This window comes from Nocardia huaxiensis, from assembly GCF_013744875.1.
GTDB classification, from domain to species: Bacteria; Actinomycetota; Actinomycetes; order Mycobacteriales; family Mycobacteriaceae; genus Nocardia; species Nocardia huaxiensis.
In genome coordinates this window covers 2,873,121-2,891,057 of the sequence record NZ_CP059399.1, presented here as the reverse complement: position 1 = coordinate 2,891,057, position 17,937 = coordinate 2,873,121, and the positions used below count along the sequence as shown (strand labels likewise).

Here is a 17,937-nt window from a genome sequence, read left to right as displayed (position 1 = left end):
CCGTGAACACGACATAGCCGCACACCCTCACCGGGTGTGCGGCTTCGTGCTGTCCGGGGTCAGCGTGCCGCGGCCCAGGATTCGACGATGGTGCGGGCGATCGAAATGGAACCGGGCAGCAGCAGGCGGGCATCGGGATCACCGCTCCCCCACGCACCGGCCGCCAGGGCCTCGCGGACCTCGGCGCGAGTGAACCAGAACGCCTCGGCGATCTCACCGTCGTGGAAGGTCAGCGGGGCGTCCGGATCGGCGACGGCGGCGAAACCGAGCATGAGCGAACGCGGGAACGGCCACGGCTGGCTGCCCAGATAGGTGATGTCGCGGACGTCGACGCCGACCTCCTCGCGCATTTCGCGTTCGACGCAGCGCTCGAGGGATTCACCGGCCTCCACGAAACCTGCCAGCAGCGAGAACAGGCCCTGCGGCCAGGTGTGCTGACGGGCCAGCAGGACGCGGTCGGCGCCGTCGTGGATGAGGACGATGACGGCGGGGTCGGTGCGCGGGAACTCCTCGTGCCCGGCCTCGCTGGTGCGGGACCAGCCGCCGTTGGTGGCGGTGGTGAGGCTGCCGTCGCGGCTGCTGTAGCGGGCGGCGTGATGCCAGTTCAGCAGGGCTATGGCGGTGGAGAGCAGACCGGTGTCGAAATCATTGAGGGTGAAGGTGGCGCCGAAGGCGCGCAGGTCGGTGAGCTCGCCCTCGATGTCGTTGTCGCGCACCGCCCACAGGTGGATGCCTTCGTCGACGCCGAGGAAGACCGCATCGGCGGCGGGCTCCTCCGCGAGGGTCACGGCGGCCTCCAGGACGACAGCACCCTCCGCGATGCGCACCTGGCCGCGCTTGTTCATCCGCAGCAATTTCGCTTGCGCCCAGCCTTCTTTCAACGCCTGCTCGTCGGCGCGCAGATGCTCCGCGCGATCGAGCGACGAACGAGAAAGAACCGGAACAGCATTCAGCTGAAAACCTGACACTCTGCCTATTTTGCCCTCCGCCTCGTTCCGGGCGGGTTCGGGCTTGTTTATGCCTGGACGCGGCGGAGGTAGAGGAGCTTGTCGGCGGATTCGAGGGCGTCCACCTCGGGTTCGCCGACGCGGATGAGTTCGCCGTCGCGGACCACGCCCAGGACGATGTCGCGGAGGTGGCGGGGGGAGCCGCCGACTTCTTCCGGTTCCACCTCGCGTTCGGAGATGGCGAAGCCGGCCTCGGGGGTGAGGAGGTCCTCGATCATGTCGACGACGCTGGGGGTGGTGGTGGCGATGCCGAGGAGGCGGCCCGCGGTTTCGGAGGAGACGACCACGGAGTCGGCGCCGGATTGGCGCAGCAGGTGGGTGTTCTCGGCCTCGCGGATGGAGGCGACGATCTTGGCTTTGGGGTTGAGCTCGCGGGCGGTGAGGGTGACCAGGGTGGCGGTGTCGTCGCGATTGGTGGCCACCACCACCGAGGACGCGTGCTGAACTCCGGCCAGGCGCAACACATCCGACTGGGCGGCCGAGCCGTGCACGGTGACCAGGCCGGCATTGGCGGCGCGCTCGAGCATGTTCGCGTCGCTGTCCACGACGACGATGTCCCCGGGCTGCACGCCGTCGCCCAGCATGGCGTCGATCGCGGTGCGGCCCTTGGTGCCGTAGCCGACGACCACGGTGTGATTGCGCACGGTGTGCCTCCATCGCTGGATCTTGAATGCCTGCCGGGAACGTTCGGTCAGGACCGAGAGAGTGGTGCCGACGAGGACGATGAGGAAGAGGATGCGCAGCGGCGTGATCACGACGATATTGACCAGCCGGGCTTCCGGAGTGACGGGGGTGATGTCGCCGTAGCCGGTGGTGGACAGCGACACCGTCGAATAGTAGGCGGCATCCAGCAGGGACAGCTCGGTGCCGGAACTATCGCGGTAGCCGTCGCGGCCGAAGAACACCACCAGGGTCGCGGCGATCAGCAGCAGGGCCGCCAGCGCCACCCGCTTCCACAGCGAACGCCAAGGGCTTTCCTGGGTTTCCGGGATGCGCAGGATACCCACCAGCGCGAAATCCGGCCGGTCGGTGAGCCTGCCCAGCCCACGCGGATTATCAGCGAACACGCGGATCACCGGCCATTCCGGGGACATCTAGCTGCGGCACAGGACCGCAGCGTACCCGGCTCGCGAGACGATCGCCGCCTCGACGGCGGGCGCGTCGCGACTAGCGGGACAGGTCCGGCGGCAAGGATTCCGGGTCCGGCGGGGGTTCGAAGTCCCAGCCGGCCTGCGGATCCGGAGGTGGTTCCCAACCCGGCGGCGTCAGCGATTCGACCTCGACGGGTTCCGGCGGTGCTGCGGGCGGTGCCCCATTGCCCGTGCCGGGCGGTGCGCCATTGCTCTCGCGGCGCACCGGGGCCGCGGCGGTGATGAGACGTTCCAGCTCGGCGGGGCCCGGAAGATGGTCCGGCGCAATGGTTCGGCCGGAGCGGACGTAGTGGAAGGCGGCGGTGACGCGCTCGAGGACCTCGGCTTCGGAAACGCCGGTGCGGGCGGCCTCGAGCCGCGCCCAGGCGAGGCGGTAGACGGCGAGCTGGACGGCCACCGCCTGCTCCTGGTCGGCGTGCGGTTCGGAGCCGGTCTTCCAGTCGACCACGATCCAGCTGCCGTCCGGCTCACGGAACACGGCGTCCATGCGGCCGCGAATCACGGTGCCCGCCAACGAGGTTTCGAAGGAGATCTCGACCTCGACCGGATTGCGGTCGGCCCACTGCGAGGCCAGGAACGCCTCCTGTAGACGCATGAGCCCGGCGTCGGTGTCGGTGACGTCGGCGGCCCCCGGAAGCTCGTCGAAGGCCAGCAGGCGGCCCGCGCCGAACCAACGCTGGACCCACGCGTGGAAGGCCGTGCCACGGCGGGTGTACGGGCTCGGCGGGTACGGCAGTGGGCGGCGCAGGCGAGCGGCGAGTTTGGCTGGGTCGGAACGCAAATCGACCAGGGAGGTGGCGGCCAGCTGGCCCGGCAGTTCCACCTCGCGGATGGCCTGTTCGGCGGCGAAATGCTCGGCGAGCAGGGCGTCCACATCGGTGGCCCAGCCCTCCGGGTCCGGGTCGACGTCGGCGTCCCGGCCGGAATCCACTGCTGCGCTGCCGGATTCGATGGATCCGACGGAATCAGCTGCGGCCCGGCCTGTTTCGGCGGCTTCCGCGACGTCCATGGTCGCGGCCCTGGCGGGTGGGCCACCCACCAGCCGCGCCGACTCCGTCGCGCTAACGGGATCGGCTGCGGTGCCCGCGAATTCGTCGCCGAGGTCGGGGGCGGCCTGGCGGGCGCGCAGGACCGCCAGGGCGGCGTCGACCAGGGCGGCGCCGTCTTCTACCGCTTCGCGGCGGGGGCCGAGGGGGTCCCGGGGCCATTCGGCGGTGGGCGGGTTGTCGGTGAAGGGGTTTGGGGTGTCGGGGGCGGGCGGGTCGTCCCAGCGGTCGATGCGGACGGCTCGGGCGAGGGGGGTGTCGGGGGTTTCGGTGGCCTGTTTCAGTTCGAGGAGGAAGTCGGAGGGGCCCTTGGGCTTGCTGCCGGTCTCGGACCAGTGGTGGGCCGAAACGAACAGGGCGCGTTCGGTTCTGGTGAGGGCGACGTAGAACAGGCGGCGTTCTTCATCGAGGCGGCGGCGGGCCAGGGCCTGTTTGTGGAGGTCGAGGGAGCGCTCCAGGTCGGCGCGGTCGTAGATGTCCTCCAGGTCGAGGACGGGCACGCCGTCGCCCGCGTCGTCGGACTGGCGGTCGCCGCGCAGGGAGGTGGGGAGTTCGGCGAGCGCGCCCATCCAGGTGGTGGTGCCGGTGCCGGAGGGGAACATGCCGTCCACCACGTGCGGGACGGCGACCACCTCCCACTCCAGGCCCTTGGCGGCGTGCACGGTGAGCACCTGCACGCGGTCGTGGGCGACCTCCACCTCGCCGGGTTCCAGGCCGCCCTCGACTTCCTCTGCGGCGGTGAGGAAGTCGAGCAGTCCGTTCAGCGAGGAGCGGTGATCGGCCGAGTATCCGGCGACCACTTCGGCGAAGGCATCCAGGTGCTCCCGCCCGGCCGCCGCGTGCACCCGCCGCGCCTGCGTCTCCACGCCGATGCCGATGGTGCGCTCCACATCGGCGACGAGTTCGGCGAGCGGCTGCCCGCTGCGCTCCCGCAGCTGCGCCAGCTCCTGCCCGAGCGCGGTGATCCGCGCGTACCCCTGTGTCGAATACTGGTCCGCCGCACCGGGATCGGCGATAGCGTCGCCGAGTCCCGCCCGCTCCGACGGCTCGGGCGCGACCTCCCGCAGCGCGTCGTCGAGCGTCGCGGTGTCGGTGATGGCATCGCTCTGCCCGGCAGGCCGCGAGATGGACAGTTCCCGGGCTCGCCGCGACAGCGCGGCGATATCGGAGACGCCGATCCGCCATCGCGCCCCGGTCAGGATGCGCACGGCCGCACTGCCCGCCGACGGATCGGCGATCAATCGAAGCGTCGCAACGATATCCGCGACTTCGGGGGTGTGCAGCAGCCCGCCCAGCCCCACGATCTCCACCGGCAGCCCGTGCTCCCGCAGCGCTTCCGCCAGCGGCGCGGCATCGGCATTGCGCCGCACCAGCACCGCCGAGGTGGGCGGCTCCTCCCCCGCGTCCGCCGCCGCCTCCCATTCGGCCGCGATGCGCTCGGCCAGCCAATCCCGTTCCTCGGTAACGGTTTCGGCCAGCGCCAACGCCACCACCCCCGGAGTCGCCCCTGGTCGCGGCCGCAGCGCGTCCACGGTGACACCCCCGCCCTCGATGGCCCGCAGCCGCAGGGGATCCGCCACCAGATTGGCCAGATCCAGCGCCTCGGGCGGATTCCGCCAGCTGGTGAGCAGCGGCAGGATCGGCGCGGGAACCCCTGGCGCAGCGGGGAAGTCGGTCGCGAACCGCGGCAGGTTGGCCGCCGACGCCCCGCGCCACCCGTAGATCGACTGCATCGGGTCACCCACCGCGGTCACCGCAAGCCGCTGAGCCGCCGGCCGCTGCGTCGACTTGACGCCTTCGCCCTCGTCATCCCGGCGCGCTTCTTGGCCGGGATCCACGCTGTCGGATGTCTCCCGCTGCTGTGGATTCCGGCCGAAAGCATGCCGGAATGACGAGAAGGCGGTCGCCCCGGGGACGGCACCTTCATCCGCGGTGCCTTCAGGCTGGGCGGAGCCGAACAGGGAGGCGAGGAGAATGCGCTGGGAGTGGCCGGTGTCCTGGTACTCGTCGAGCAGGACGAGGTGGAAGCGGTCGCGTTCGGAGCGGGAGACTTCGGGGTGGAGCGCGGCGAGGCGGGCGGCGAGCGACATTTGGGCGCCGAAGTCCAGTGCGCCGCGACGGCGGAGTTCTTCGTGCAGGCGATCGACCAGGGGCAGCAGGGCGATGCGTTCGTGCTGGACCTGGAGGAGGTCGAGGAGGGCCTTCTTGGGGCCGCCCTTCTGGCGGGGGCCGGCGGGCAGGGTGTGGACCAGGCGCTCCAATTCGCGGTGGGCGCCGGCCAATTGGGCGGGTTCCACGAGGTGTTCGGCGAGCTGGCCGGACAGCGCCAGGACGGCTTCGGTGACGCCGACGGGGCTGCGGTCGGTGTCGAGGTCGCCGTCCCAGGTGGAGACGACACGGTAGGCGAGCTGCCAGAGCTGGGTCACCGTCAGCAGGGTGGCGGTGGGTTCGACGGGCAGCAGCAGGCCGTATTCGGTGAGCAGGCGGCCGGCGTAGGAGTGGTAGGTGCTGATCTCGGGTTCGGAGCCGGTGAGCAGGGCGCGCAGGCGGCCGGTGGGGTCGATGTCGCGCACGAGGGGGGCGCCCGCGAGGCGGGCCAGGCGGGTGCGGATGCGGGTGGTCAACTGCTGGGCGGCTTTTCGGGTGAAGGTGAGGCCCAGCACCTGTTCGGGTTCGACCAGGCCGTTGGCGACCATCCAGACCACGCGGGCGGCCATGGTCTCGGTCTTGCCCGCGCCCGCGCCCGCCACCACCAGGGTGGGGCCGGGCGGGGCGGCGATGACCGCGGCCTGCTCGTCGGTGGGCGGGGGCAGGCCCAGGGCGTCGGCGAGCTGCCGGGGCGTGATGCGCCCGGTGTCACCGGCCGCGGAATCGCCGTGCGATGCCGCGTTCACTCGTCCGTCACCTGTCGCCCGGTGTCCTGGACGGGGCAGCTGCCCGCGACCTTGCAGTGACGGCAGCCGTCATTGCGCATGGCCAGGTAGCTGGGGCCTTTGGAGGATTCGGCGGCGTCGTGGATGACATTGCGCCAGTTGTCGATTCCCTCGCCGTCGAGGGGCAGCTGCATACGCTGGGACGCGCCCTCGCGGCTGCTGGGTTTGGCCACGTAGACCAGGCGCGCACCGCCGGGTTCGCCTTCGCCGAGCGCGCCTTCGGCGGCGGCCACCTGGTAGGTGGCGAGCTGGGCGTGCTCTTCGGCGGCCTGCTTGGAGATGGGTGTCTTCCCGGTCTTCACGTCGACGATGACGAAGCGCCCCAGCGCATCTCGCTCCACCCGGTCCACCCGGCCGCTGATGCGCACCGCGTGCTCGCCCGGATTGCGTGCGGGCAGTACACAGTCCACCGGCACCTCGACGCCGATGGCGGTGAGCTCGTCGCGGGTATTGCGCAGCCACGCCAGGAAGGTGTCGACCATGGTTTCGGTGCGGCGCAGCTCGGCGCGGGAATGCCAGTTCTCGCCGTGCTGAGCGCTGGGATCGACCTTCTTCCAGGCTTTCACGAGCGCCTGCTTGACCTGCGTCTCGTCGACCTGCCCGGCGAGCGCCTGCACCAGCGTGTGCACGAGATTGCCCTTGAGCGCGTGCGGATTCTCGCCATCCCCGCCGCCGTGCCGCTCCAGCGCCCAGCGCAGCGGGCAGGTCTTGAGCTGCTCCACCGTCGAGGGTGAGAGCGAGATGGACCCGTCCTCGCTGTCCCACAGCGGATTCAGCGACGACAGTTCGGCGATGCCGTACCAGTCCCGCGGATGCGCGCCGCGCACCCCGGCCTCCGCCAGTCGCGCCAGCTCGTGCGCCGCCCGCGCCCGCCGCTCCGGCGTGGTCTCGGGATCGCATGCGGCGCCGCGCAATTCGGCGATGAGCGCGTGCATGGCCAGCGCTCGTCCCGGATCCACCGGCGGCGGTATCCGCCCCGGCTGCCCGTCCTCCCCTTCGGCGTCGAGTTCGGCCAGGAATCGCGAGGGCACCAGATCCTGGTCTCCCGTCACCGATTCCACCGCCGTCACCAGCAGGGACCGCCGCGCCCGCGAGCAGGCCACCAGCAGCAGCCGCCGTTCCTCCGCGAGCAGCGGCGCGGCGCGGCTCACCCGCTCCCCGGTATCTCCCACGCCCGCAAGCAGATCCACCAGATCTTCGACCCCGAGCAGCGAGCCGCGCGGCCGCAGGTTCGGCCAGATCCCCTCCTGCACACCGGCCACCGCGACGGTGTCCCACTCCCGTCCCGCGGCCGCGTGCGCACTGCACACGGTCACCGCCTCACCAGGATCGGTGTGCGGTGCGTTGTCCTGCGGAATCTCCTGCTGCTCCAGGTATTCCACGAATCCCTCGATGGTGGCGCGCGGCAGCCGATCCACATACGACGCGGCCGCCTCGAACAGCCCGATCACCGCGTCCAGATCCCGATCCGCCTGCATCCCGACCGCTCCCCCGCGCTCGGACTGCCCCAACCACCGCTTCTCCAGCGTCGACCCCGACCACAACCCCCACATGACCTCTTCCAGCCCGCCCCCGTCCCGCCGCGCCTTGCGAGCCTTCCACACCGCCTTCAACACCCGCCGCAACGGCGCGGACTCCACCTCCGTGAGCCGCTCCAGAATCTCCCGATTCCCCGCTCCCACCAACAGATCCCGCAGAATCTCCGCCGACGACCGATCCAGATCCGCATAGCGCGCCGCCGCCTCGGCGTCCTCGGAGCCTTCCGAATCACGGTGCCGCACAGTCTTGTCCGCCGCGATCGGCTCGTCGCCGTCCTGCTCGGTGGGCGTCCGCTCCGGATAGCCGAGTTCCAGGACCGTGCGGCGGATGCCACGACGCAGGCGGCGCAGGCTGATCTGATCCGCACCGCCGAGGGGTCCGGCCAGCAGGTCGAGCGCTTCTTCGGCCGTGAACGGGATCGGCCGCGGGTAGGCCACGTGGGTGGGATCGCCTGCGGTTACGGCGCGCAGGGCCAGCAACATCCAGGCCGCGCCGCGGCGGCGGGCCAGGGGGACATCGGCGGGTGGCTGGCGCACCGGCACACCGGCGGCGAGCAGGGCACGCCGGAGCGGGGCCAGGGACAGTGGCACCGAGCGGACGATGACCGCCATGCGTGACCAGGGGACGCCATGGGTGAGATGGGCGCGGCGCAGGTGATCGGCGATGAGCGCCGCCTCCTTGGCCGGAGTGGTCAGCACCTGGACGCGCACCTCACCGGCCGATGTCCTTGCGTCCCAGCCGATCCGCGCTCCAGGCTCGGATGCCGCCGTGAGTCCGGCCGCGTCCGCGATGTCCGCCTCGCGATGAATCTCGGCCACGGGACCGTCTGCGAACGGCTCCGCCGGAACGGGGCCTTCCATCAGCTCGCGCAGGAAATCTGTTGTGCCGGGAGCTATTACCGGCTGATCCGGTGCCGCGCGGTGTGCGCCGCCGCCCGGCAGGCGGGCGGAGATCCGCGCACCGATCTCCCGGATCGCGCGGGCGGATCTGTGGTTGTGGCGCAGGGTGATTCGGCGGTCCTCGGGCGCCTGCGGGTCGGCCGCGAAGCGAGAGTCCGCGCCGCGGAAGGTGAAGACGGATTGGTCGGGGTCGGCTGCTACAACTGTGCTGGCGGGGCCTGCGCCGAGCAGCCGGATGAGTTGTGCGGCATGGGGATCCAGGTGCTGGGCATCATCGACGAGGATGGTGTGCAGGCGGGTGCGCTCGGCGACGAGCAGGTCGGGGTCCTCGTAGAAGGCTTCCAGGGCGGCGGTGACGAGTTCGGCGGCGTCCAGGGCGGGGGCGCTGGCTTCGGGGACGTCCATGCCGACGGACCAGCGCAGCAGCATGATCTGCTCGTAGCGTTCGAAGAAGCGGCCGGCGGCGACCCATTCGGAGCGGTCGTGCTGGTGGCCGAGCGCGACCAGATCTTCGGGGCCGAGGCCGCGTTCGGTCGCACGCAGCATGAGGTCCCGCAATTGTTCAGCGAATCCGGCGGCGGGCAGCGCGGGATGCAGGCGCTCGGGCCAGTCCGCCGCGCCGTCGAGCAGTTCACCGCGCAGCATGTCGCGCAGCACGATGTCCTGTTCGGAACCGGTGAGCAGGCGCGGCGGCGGATTGCCGTGCGTGGCGGCGAAGGTGCGCAGCAGACCGAAGGCGTAGGAGTGCACCGTGCGGACCAGCGGCCCGCGGGTGGCCCCCGGTACGCCGCCCAGTTCCGGATCGGCTTCCGCGATGCGCGCGGTGATGGCATTGCGCACGGCGGTCGCGGCGCGCTTGGAGTAGGTGAGCAGCAGAATCGAATCGGGTTCGGCCCCGGCCAGAATCCGCGCGGCGGCCAGATCCACCAGCAGCGAGGTCTTGCCGGTGCCGGGCCCGCCGAGCACCTGCCACGGGCTCCAGCCCGGGTCCGCGCCGAGGTCGGTGAACAGCGGCCGGATAGCGGCGTCCCACTCCCGTGGTGGGGAGGCTGCCGCTGCCCGGCGCACAAGCTGCACCGAGCTATCCGATCGCATCACGCGGGCTATTTCAACAGACCGGCCCGACAGTTTTCGTTTGCCCCGAGTTTCCCGTGCAGTCGATCACAGTCAGGGCGAAGGCGACAACAACTGATTTCGTGAGCCGGGTAACTCACCTGGTACGCCCGAAACAGGTTCGGCACCCGGCCGCCGGCACGCGTGCGATACGGTCGGCGGCACCCAAGCGGTGCGCAAAGGCGCGGAGAGGCGGGACAGTGGATCTCAATGTTCATCGCTTCGGTCCTTCGACCGGTTCGGTCGTTCTGGCTCTGCATGGGCTGACGGGTCACGGTCGGCGCTGGCAAGTACTGGCCGAGCGATATCTGCCCGATGTCCGGATTATTGCGCCGGATCTGCGCGGGCACGGGAGGTCGCCCGGTGTGCCGCCGTGGGATTTCGAAACCCTGGTGAACGACCTGGTGGAACTGCTGGCGAGCGAGGTGAGCGAACCCGTGGTGGTGCTCGGGCATTCGTTCGGCGGCGCCACGGCGGTGCATCTGGCGCGGCGGCATCCGGAGCTGGTGCGCGCGCTGGTCCTGCTGGATCCGGCCATCGGCCTGGACCCCGAGTTCATGCTCCGGATCGCGAATTCCGTTCTGGAACACCCGGATTACGCGGACATCGAGCAGGCGCGTTTCGACAAGCTCGAAACCGCCTGGGGCGAGGTGGATCCGGAGCTTCTGGAGGCCGAACTGGCCGAACATCTGGTGCCGACGCCGCAGGGCCGCGTGGCCTGGCGGCTGGAAATGCCCGCGATCATCGCGTACTGGGGTCAGCTGGCCCGCGACTACGCACTACCCCCGGCGCACCTGCCCACGGTGCTGGTGCAGGCCATGAAGGTGCAACCCCCGTTCGTCACACCGGCTTTCCGCGCCGCGCTCGCCGAACACCTCGGCGCACACCTGACCGTGCACGAGTTCGACTGCGATCACATGGTCGAGCAGTCGCGTCCCGAACAGACCGCCGCACTCGTCCGATCCGTGCTGGGATAACCGCATGCCCACCTCCGATGCCGATATCGAACGCGTGCGGGAACTGGTCGCCGCCATCCCGCCCGGCCGCGTCGCCACCTACGGCGATATCGCGGCCGCGGCGGGCCTGTCCACCCCGCGCACGGTCGGCTGGATCATGCGCACCGATTCCGCGGATCTGCCGTGGCATCGGGTGCTGCGCGCGGACGGGAGTCCGGCCTCGCACCTGGCCCAGCGGCAGCTGCGGCTGCTGGCGGAGGAGGGCTGTCCGCTGGCGGGCGATCGGGTCGATCTGCGCCGCGCGCGTTTCGTGTTCCCGTAGGACGCCGGATCGGCGCTCACCCGGCGGCGCTGGGCACGGGTGCGAGGCTGTCCACGGGAATGCCGAGGAAGATCTGGATCCGGTCGGAGTGCGGCACCGAGTCCACCCGGAACATCTGCACCACCACGCCGCGCCGCGTACCGGTATCGAGGTCGCGCAGGTGCAGCAGCGGCCGGTCCCGCCCGTAGGCCACCGCTTCCTCGTCCCAGATGCGGCAGAACTGTTCGTATTGCGCGAGTTCGGCGAGGAAGGCGACCGAGGCCGCGGCGTCGCCGGAGCCGGCCAGCAGGCCACGCAGCCAGTGCACCAGCAGCCGCACCTCCTGCTCCCATTCGACCACCGTGCGCCGGGAGATCGCGTTGCCCAGGAACCAGTGCAGGAAATTGCCCTGTTCGGCGATTCCCGGAAATGCCTGGGCGAAGCTGTCATTGCAGGCCAGCAGATTCCACCGGGTATCGAAGTAGGCGGCCAGGTTGGGCTCGTGCAATGTCAGCGCGTGGTGCATATCCGTGGTGATCCAGGCGCGCAGCTGTTCCGCGTCCGGATATTCTCCGGCGCCGAGTCCGGCGAGATCGAGCAGATGCCGGTGTTCCACCGCCGACAGCGGGCCGATGCGGTCCAGATATCGCACCAGGGCGTGCAGCACCTCGCGGGTGGGACGGTCGCGGTTTCCGTTCTCGAGATGTGTGATGTAACTGCTGCTGACGCCCGCGTTGAAGGCGAGCTTCTCGCGCGAAACCATGCGTTCGTCGCGCAATCTCCGCAATAGTTTCCCCAATGTCGGGGGTTGTAGATACCCGGGTCTTATGGCGTATTCCGCATTCAATGCCATGGGTTTCCTCGCTGTCTCCGTTTGTACATAGATATAGCGACCCGCGAACAGTATTGCCAGACAACGTGTTTCATCAGCTCGGGAACGACCCGCGGGCAGGCGAGCGACCTATTTCAGCGATCCCCGAGATCCTCCGCCTGGTTGAGAATCGCGGTTTCCAGCCGTTGCAGCCGTCGGCCCGGGTCCACCCCGATCTCCCGGACCAGATATTCGCCGGCACGCCGCAAGGTTGCCAGCGCGTCGGCCTGCTGCCCCAAACGGTATTGCGCGGTGGCGAGCAGGCGCGCGCTCTCCTCGCGTTCGGGGTGTTGTTCCAGCAGTGGGCGCAGACCGGTGATCACTTCGGTGGCCCGGCCGAGCTCCAGTGCGCACTGCGCGCGCAGCTCGGCGGTCAGCAGCCACAGGTCGGTGAGGCGCGCCGCCTCCCCGACCGCCCAGCCGGCGCCTTCGAACGACTCCAGCGCCGGTCCGTGCCAACAGCCCAGCACGGCGTCGAGCAGCCGGCAGCCTTCGCCGGGGTCGAGTTCGCCGCCGAGTTCGCGCACCCGGTCCTGATAGGCGCGCAGCATGGCCTCGAACCGCCAGGAATCAACCTGGTCCGAGGCCATGCGCAGCGCATATCCGCCGGATTCGGACACCACCACCGCGGCCGGGGCGCGACGCGCCCGGCGGGGTTCGAAAACCCTTCGCAGATTGTGGATCTGGACCTGCACCACGGATGCGGCGCTCGGCGGCGGCTCCCCCTCCCAAATATCGTCGACCAGTCGGTCGGTGGACACCGCACGCCCGTGGGCCACCACGAGGCGGCCCAGCAGCGCCCGCTGAATGCGTCCGCGAATCGGTGTCGGCGTTCCGTCGATCACGACCCGCAGCGGCCCCAGTACTCGTATCTGACGCTCGTTCATCACAGCACCCGGTCCGCCTATATGTTTTCGAAGCACATCGCCGGGCCCCCGGCTTGCTGAACGTTAGCTATCCGCTTCACTATTCAGTTGAATATGCGCATAGCGTGTCATATTCCGCGTCGAACTCGTTGTCCTGTCAAGCATTCGAGAACTGAGCAGAAAGTCGCCAGGAAGCGCAGTGACGGAGACTGCTGAACGTAGCGATGACTCGGAGGTCAGCTGTGGTCGATCACACAATCAGGTTCGGATCGCTCAGGTGGCATATCCCTTCCAGGTGGCGACTGCCCAGATCACAACGGCATCGAGCGCGATGATGAGCACCGACCACCACGGGTAGTAGGGCAGCCACAGGAAATTGGCGACGATGGACAGCGCGGCCACGCACATCGCCGCCACGCGTCCCCAGGTTCTGCCGGTCACCAGTCCCACGCCGGAGATGAGCAGTACCGCACCCAGTGCTATATGGGTCCAGCCCCAGGTGGTGATGTCGAATTCGTAGATGTACTCGTAACCGACGACGTACATCGCGTCATTCGCCACCGCGGCTATACCCGCGAGGACCGACAGCACGCCCACGGTCAGCAGAAGTATTGCCGCCCCGATCGATGTACCGGCCGCAATACCTTGCCGCACGGGATGTTCGGTCATAGTCAACCCCTATCTCTCGAATGGTGTGGACCCGCTTCCGACTGTGCGCCGCCGCACCCGGGATCGCCTCACCCTTGGCGGATGAGTCCGCGACGCAATGCAGATCACATCGGGGTGATTCGTTCGCCGAAAGGAGAATTCGATGCTGGATCCGATTCCCTCGATCGACCGGCCCGCGCTGTACGACCGCTTCGAGACCGCGGCCGCGGGCGGCGGAAAGGTCCTGCTGCTGTGCGCTGCCGCCGGGACCGGGAAGACCGTCGCGATCGCGGACTGGCTGCGCCGTCGCCCGCACTACCCCGGCACGGTGGTCGGCCGGCTGGCCATCGACGAACGGCTCGACGACGCGGGGCGACTGTGGGAGGCCGTGCACGACTGCCTGGCCCTGCCCGCCCCCGCCCGCGACGACCACTCCGGCTCGGAAACCACACCGGTGGCGAATCTGATTGCCGCGCTCGATGATCCGGACGTTCCCCGGGTGCTGATCATCGACGATGCGCATCGCCTCACCGATCCGCCCGCGCTGGCCGGGCTCGAGTACTTCCTGCGGTATCCGCCCACGGCGGTGATCGTGGTCGTCTGCGCCCGCTTCGACCCGCCGCTCCGCTGGCACACCCTCGAACTGAGCGGTGTTCTCACCCGATTCGGTTCCGCCGATCTGGCGTTGACCGAGACGGAAACGCGCCTGCTGTGCGCCCAGCACGGCTGTCGGCTCGACGACGCCGAATTGGCCGAGGTGATGGCCTTGACGCACGGCTGGGTGGCGTTGGTCCGCATCACCGCGCGCTATCTCGCGGCCCACGGCGACGATCCGCGCGCCGCCCCGGCCATGCTGACCCAGCCGCCCCCCGCGGTCTCGGACTTCCTGCTCGGCGAGCTGGTCGACGCGCTGCCCGTGCCGCTGCGCCAATTCCTGCTCTACACCAGCATTCCGGTGTCGTTCACGCCGCGGCTGGCCGAGGCCCTGGCGGGGCCGTCGGCCCGGCATCTGCTGCATGAACTCGAGCGCGTCAACTATCCGATGACCCGCACCACCCGCGACAACGAACTCTGGCTCAGCTACCACCCCATGCTGCGCTCGCACTTCCGCGCCGAAATCCGGCATGCCGGTGTGGAATTGGCCGACGACCTGAATCTGCGCGCCGCGGCCTGGTACGACGACGCGGGCCTGCCGCTGTCGGCGCTGCCGCATCTGCTCGACGACTCGGCGCACGACCGGCTGGTGGAGTTCCTGCGCCGCCGCGGCATGGCCATCGTGCTCGACGGCGCCGGCGCTCGACTGTTCGCGCAGCTCGACAGCCTGCGCCCGGCGCTGTCCGAGGACCCCTTCATCTGGCTGCTGCGCGCGATCGACGCGCTGACGCACGGCGACGCGACCAGCGCCACCACCTACCTGGCCATGGTCCGAATCCCCGGCGGCACCGGCGATTCGGTGGTTCCGGCGGCCTGGCTGCCGCCGCTGGCCCTGGCGGCCCGGGTGGACGCGGCCCTGCTCGCCGACGATATGGCGGCGCTGCCCGGCACCGGTCCGCATCCGGCGGTCGGGCATCCCGATATCGACTGCTACCTGACCATCCAGCTGGCCACCGCCATGCTGCTGCGCGGGGACCGAGAGGGCGGCGAGGAGCAGTTGCAGCGCGGGCTCGCCTTGGCGGAGAGCACGAATCATCCTCAGCTGGCGCTGCGTTCGGTGACCCGGCTGGCCATGTCGGCGGCCATGGACGGCGCGGTCACCACCATGCGGGACCGGGCCGGGCGGGCGCTGGCCATCGCCGCGGAGTACGGGCTGGAGCATTGCGCCGACGCCGCCCACGCCACGGCCCTGGCGGGATTCGCGGCGTATCTGCAAGGGGATTCGTGGCCCGTCGAGCAGACCGCGGAGCTGCTGACCATGCAGGAGCATCTGGACGGGTCGGTCCGGCCCGCGGCCGGCTGGTCGGCGCATGTGGTCGGCCGGCTGCTGGCCTGCCAGACCGAGGCCGATCACCACACCGCCGTCGAGGAACTGCGCCGGGCCATGCTGTCGTTGCTCACCCAGGGCGGCCCGTTGCCGATGACGCCGGGCCGCCTGCTGACCCACGTGGTGTGGGCGCTGCTCGCGGTGCGCGAACCGCGAACGGCGCGGCTGCTGATCGAGCAGGCGCGCGCCGCGCACGGGGATGGTCCCGAGGTGGAATTGTCCAGGGCCGCACTGGCTCTGGTGACGAGCAAACCGGCGACGGTGGATGTCGTGCTGGAGCCGCTGCTGGCCGACGACACCGTGTTCGGGGTGGCCGATCGGGTGACGCTGTGGCTGCTGTACGCGGTCCGGCACGAGGCCAGCCGCTCACCGTACAAGGTGCGCCGCGCTCTGGAGATGGCCCTCGCCTACGCCGCCCCGGATTGCCTGGTGCGACCGTTCCTGGACGTGCCCGACGCCATTGCCGTGCTCGACGGTCAGGCCGGAAGTTTCGGCCACCACGACGATTTCGTCGATCGGGTCCGGCATCATCCACTGGCGCGGCGGCGTTCGGCCGATCAGCAGCTCACGGCGACGGAAATGACTGTGCTCAAACATCTTCCGTCGGGTCGCACGGCCCAGCAGATCGCCGTCGACCTGGGAGTGTCGGTCAATACCGTCAAGACCCATCTGCGCGGCATCTACGCCAAGCTGGGCGTGAATTCGCGGACGGCCGCGCTGGACAAGGCCCGCCGCGCCGGGCTCCTTTGACCGGCGCGGCGGGGACTCACCCCTGGAGCAGCCCGGCGAGCTGACCGATATCGGCCGACCGGGTTCGGTTCATGGCGTCATCGAGGGTGATGGCGGCGTCGATGAGCGACAGGTGGGTGAAGGCCTGCGGGAAGTTGCCGAGCTGTTCGCCGGTGAGGTCGATCTCCTCGGCGTACAGCCCGAGATGGTTGGCGTAGGTGAGCATCTTCTCGAAAACCAGCCGGGCCTGGCTCAATTCGCCGGCGCGGGCGAGCGCGTTGACGTAGTTGAAGGTGCACAGCGAGAAGGTGCCCTCGTCGCCGCGCAGCCCGTCCGGTGCGGCGATCGGGTCGTAGCGGTAGACCAGGCTGTCGGTGACCAGGTCGGTGCTGATCTCCCCCAGCGTGGACAGCCACAGCGGATCGCGCGGCGCCACGAAATCGACCTGGGCCATGCGCAGCAGCGAGGAGTCCAGCACCTCGGAGCCGTAGCGCTGGACGAAGGACTGCCGGGCCGGATTCCAGCCGCGATCCCAGATCTGGGCGTAGATCCGGTCGCGGTGCCGCCGCCACTGCTCGACCGGGCCGGGCAGGCTGTGCTCGGCGGACAGCCGCACCGCGCGGTCGAAGGCCACCCAGCTCATGAGCCGCCCGTAGGTGTAATCGGCTCTGCCGCCGCGGGTTTCCCAGATGCCCTCCTCGGGCTGGTCCCAGTTGTCGCCCAGCCAGTCCAGCATGTCGACCACGTCGTGCCAGCCCTGGTGCCCGATGCGCAGTCCGCGCCGGTCGGCCTGGTAGATGCTGTCCAGCATCTCGCCGTAGATGTCGAGTTGCAGCTGTCCGGAGGCGTCGTTGCCGATCCGGACCGGGCGCGAACCCTTGTAGCCTTCCCAGTGGTCGAGGATCTGCTCCTGCAGATCCCAGGTGCCGTCCACCCGGTACATGATCTTCAGCGGGCCGCCGTGCGCGCGGTAGCGGTCGCGCAGCCAGGTCGCGAATTGTGCTGCCTCCTCGGTGAATCCGAGCGCCAGCAGGGAGTACACCGAGAACGAGGCGTCCCGGATCCAGGTGTAGCGGTAGTCCCAATTGCGTTCCCCGCCCAGCTGTTCCGGCAGTCCGGCGGTGGGCGCGGCGATGAGCCCCCCGGTGGGCGCGTAGGTCATGAGTTTGAGGGTGATGGCCGAGCGGTGCACCATCTCCCGCCAGCGTCCCCGGTAGGTGGATTGTGCGAGCCAGCCGTGCCAGAACCGGACGGCGTCGGCGAACAGCTCCTCGATCTCGCTCACCCGGATGGCGTGCGGGGTGGTGCGCGCCCCGGATTCCAGCACGATGCCGCGAACCTGCCCGGCCTCCAAGGTGATCGAGCCGCGCACGTGCCCCTCCCCCGCGACCTGCATCCGGCCCAGGCGGGCGTCGCCGGGCTCGCGCACGGCGTGCAGGGTGAGCATCTGGTCGCCGCCGTCGAAGACCGCGCCGTCGGGCAGGATGTGGGTGGTGTGCGGGCGGCGGCCGTAGTCGAAGCGCGGCATGAGGTCCACGTCGAAACTGATCTGCCCGCGCACGCAGCGCAGCATGCGCACCAGCCGGTGATTGTCGGTGGGGGTCCGGTCGGTGAGCGGCGGCATGAAGTCGACGATTTCGCCGGTGCCCGACGCCGTCATGAACCGGGTGATGAGGATGGCGGTGTCGGGGAAGTACATCTGCCTGCTGCGGAAGCCCGGTGCGGGGCGGATCCGGCAGTGCCCGCCCCGGCGGTGGTCGAGCAGGGCTCCGAAGATGCTGGGGGAATCGAAGCGGGGCAGGCACATCCAGTCGATGGTGCCGTCGGTCGCCACCAGTGCGGCCGTTTGCAGGTCTCCGATGAGTCCGTGGTCGGCAATGGGTGGGTAGTTGTCCAC

10 protein-coding genes and 1 pseudogene are annotated in these 17,937 nt (G+C 69.9%); 3 read left to right on the top strand and 8 right to left on the bottom strand.

Annotated elements, in window-relative coordinates:
• Nucleotides 1–59 precede the first annotated feature (59 nt).
• From nudC to H0264_RS12860, 4 genes and pseudogenes are all read right to left on the bottom strand, one after another.
• A complete protein-coding gene (gene nudC / locus H0264_RS12875) occupies nt 60–968 on the bottom strand; it encodes an NAD(+) diphosphatase (RefSeq protein WP_181584171.1) in 909 nt (302 codons plus the stop codon).
• 47 nt (nt 969–1,015) lie between these two features.
• Entirely contained in the window at nt 1,016–2,101 is a 1,086-nt protein-coding gene (locus H0264_RS12870) for a potassium channel family protein (protein ID WP_181584170.1), read from the bottom strand.
• A gap of 268 nt (nt 2,102–2,369) precedes the next feature.
• Nucleotides 2,370–6,098 (bottom strand): annotated as a pseudogene (locus H0264_RS12865) (ATP-dependent helicase); the annotation flags it as partial.
• Entirely contained in the window at nt 6,095–9,643 is a 3,549-nt protein-coding gene (locus tag H0264_RS12860) for an ATP-dependent helicase (protein ID WP_420832090.1), read from the bottom strand. The pseudogene H0264_RS12865 and the gene H0264_RS12860, both read right to left, overlap by 4 nt.
• Nucleotides 9,644–9,888: 245 nt before the next feature.
• Here H0264_RS12860 and H0264_RS12855 point away from each other — a divergent pair, with 245 nt between their 5' ends.
• Nucleotides 9,889–10,665: an alpha/beta fold hydrolase gene (locus H0264_RS12855; protein WP_181584169.1), complete on the top strand. Its 777-nt coding sequence runs from the start codon at nt 9,889–9,891 to the stop codon at nt 10,663–10,665.
• A gap of 4 nt (nt 10,666–10,669) precedes the next feature.
• Nucleotides 10,670–10,966, top strand: coding sequence for an MGMT family protein (locus H0264_RS12850; protein ID WP_181584168.1), 297 nt, complete (start codon nt 10,670–10,672; stop codon nt 10,964–10,966).
• 16 nt (nt 10,967–10,982) lie between these two features.
• On the opposite strand, the gene H0264_RS12845 is transcribed toward H0264_RS12850, so the two are convergent.
• From H0264_RS12845 to H0264_RS12835, 3 genes are all read right to left on the bottom strand, one after another.
• Entirely contained in the window at nt 10,983–11,798 is an 816-nt protein-coding gene (locus H0264_RS12845; RefSeq protein ID WP_181584167.1) for a helix-turn-helix domain-containing protein, read from the bottom strand.
• Between the two features lie 113 nt (nt 11,799–11,911).
• Entirely contained in the window at nt 11,912–12,703 is a 792-nt protein-coding gene (locus H0264_RS12840) for an AfsR/SARP family transcriptional regulator (protein ID WP_181584166.1), read from the bottom strand.
• A gap of 252 nt (nt 12,704–12,955) precedes the next feature.
• Entirely contained in the window at nt 12,956–13,351 is a 396-nt protein-coding gene (locus tag H0264_RS12835) for a DUF7144 family membrane protein (RefSeq protein WP_181584165.1), read from the bottom strand.
• Nucleotides 13,352–13,493: 142 nt separating this feature from the next.
• On the opposite strand from H0264_RS12835, the gene H0264_RS12830 reads away from it, so the two are divergent.
• A complete protein-coding gene (locus H0264_RS12830; RefSeq protein WP_181584164.1) occupies nt 13,494–16,061 on the top strand; it encodes a winged helix-turn-helix domain-containing protein in 2,568 nt (855 codons plus the stop codon).
• A gap of 16 nt (nt 16,062–16,077) precedes the next feature.
• On the opposite strand, the gene H0264_RS12825 is transcribed toward H0264_RS12830, so the two are convergent.
• Nucleotides 16,078–17,937, bottom strand: a complete 1,860-nt coding sequence (locus tag H0264_RS12825) for a glycoside hydrolase family 15 protein (protein ID WP_181584163.1) — start codon at nt 17,935–17,937, stop codon at nt 16,078–16,080.

Excerpts from the sequence above, each read along its gene's own strand:
- H0264_RS12870 (WP_181584170.1), bottom strand. The coding sequence starts at position 2,101 with ATGTCCCCGGAATGGCCGGTGATCCGCGTGTTCGCTGATAATCCGCGT.
- H0264_RS12850 (WP_181584168.1), top strand. The coding sequence starts at position 10,670 with ATGCCCACCTCCGATGCCGATATCGAACGCGTGCGGGAACTGGTCGCC.
- H0264_RS12845 (WP_181584167.1), bottom strand. The coding sequence starts at position 11,798 with ATGGCATTGAATGCGGAATACGCCATAAGACCCGGGTATCTACAACCC.
- H0264_RS12840 (WP_181584166.1), bottom strand. The coding sequence starts at position 12,703 with ATGAACGAGCGTCAGATACGAGTACTGGGGCCGCTGCGGGTCGTGATC.
- H0264_RS12835 (WP_181584165.1), bottom strand. The coding sequence starts at position 13,351 with ATGACCGAACATCCCGTGCGGCAAGGTATTGCGGCCGGTACATCGATC.
- H0264_RS12830 (WP_181584164.1), top strand. The coding sequence starts at position 13,494 with ATGCTGGATCCGATTCCCTCGATCGACCGGCCCGCGCTGTACGACCGC.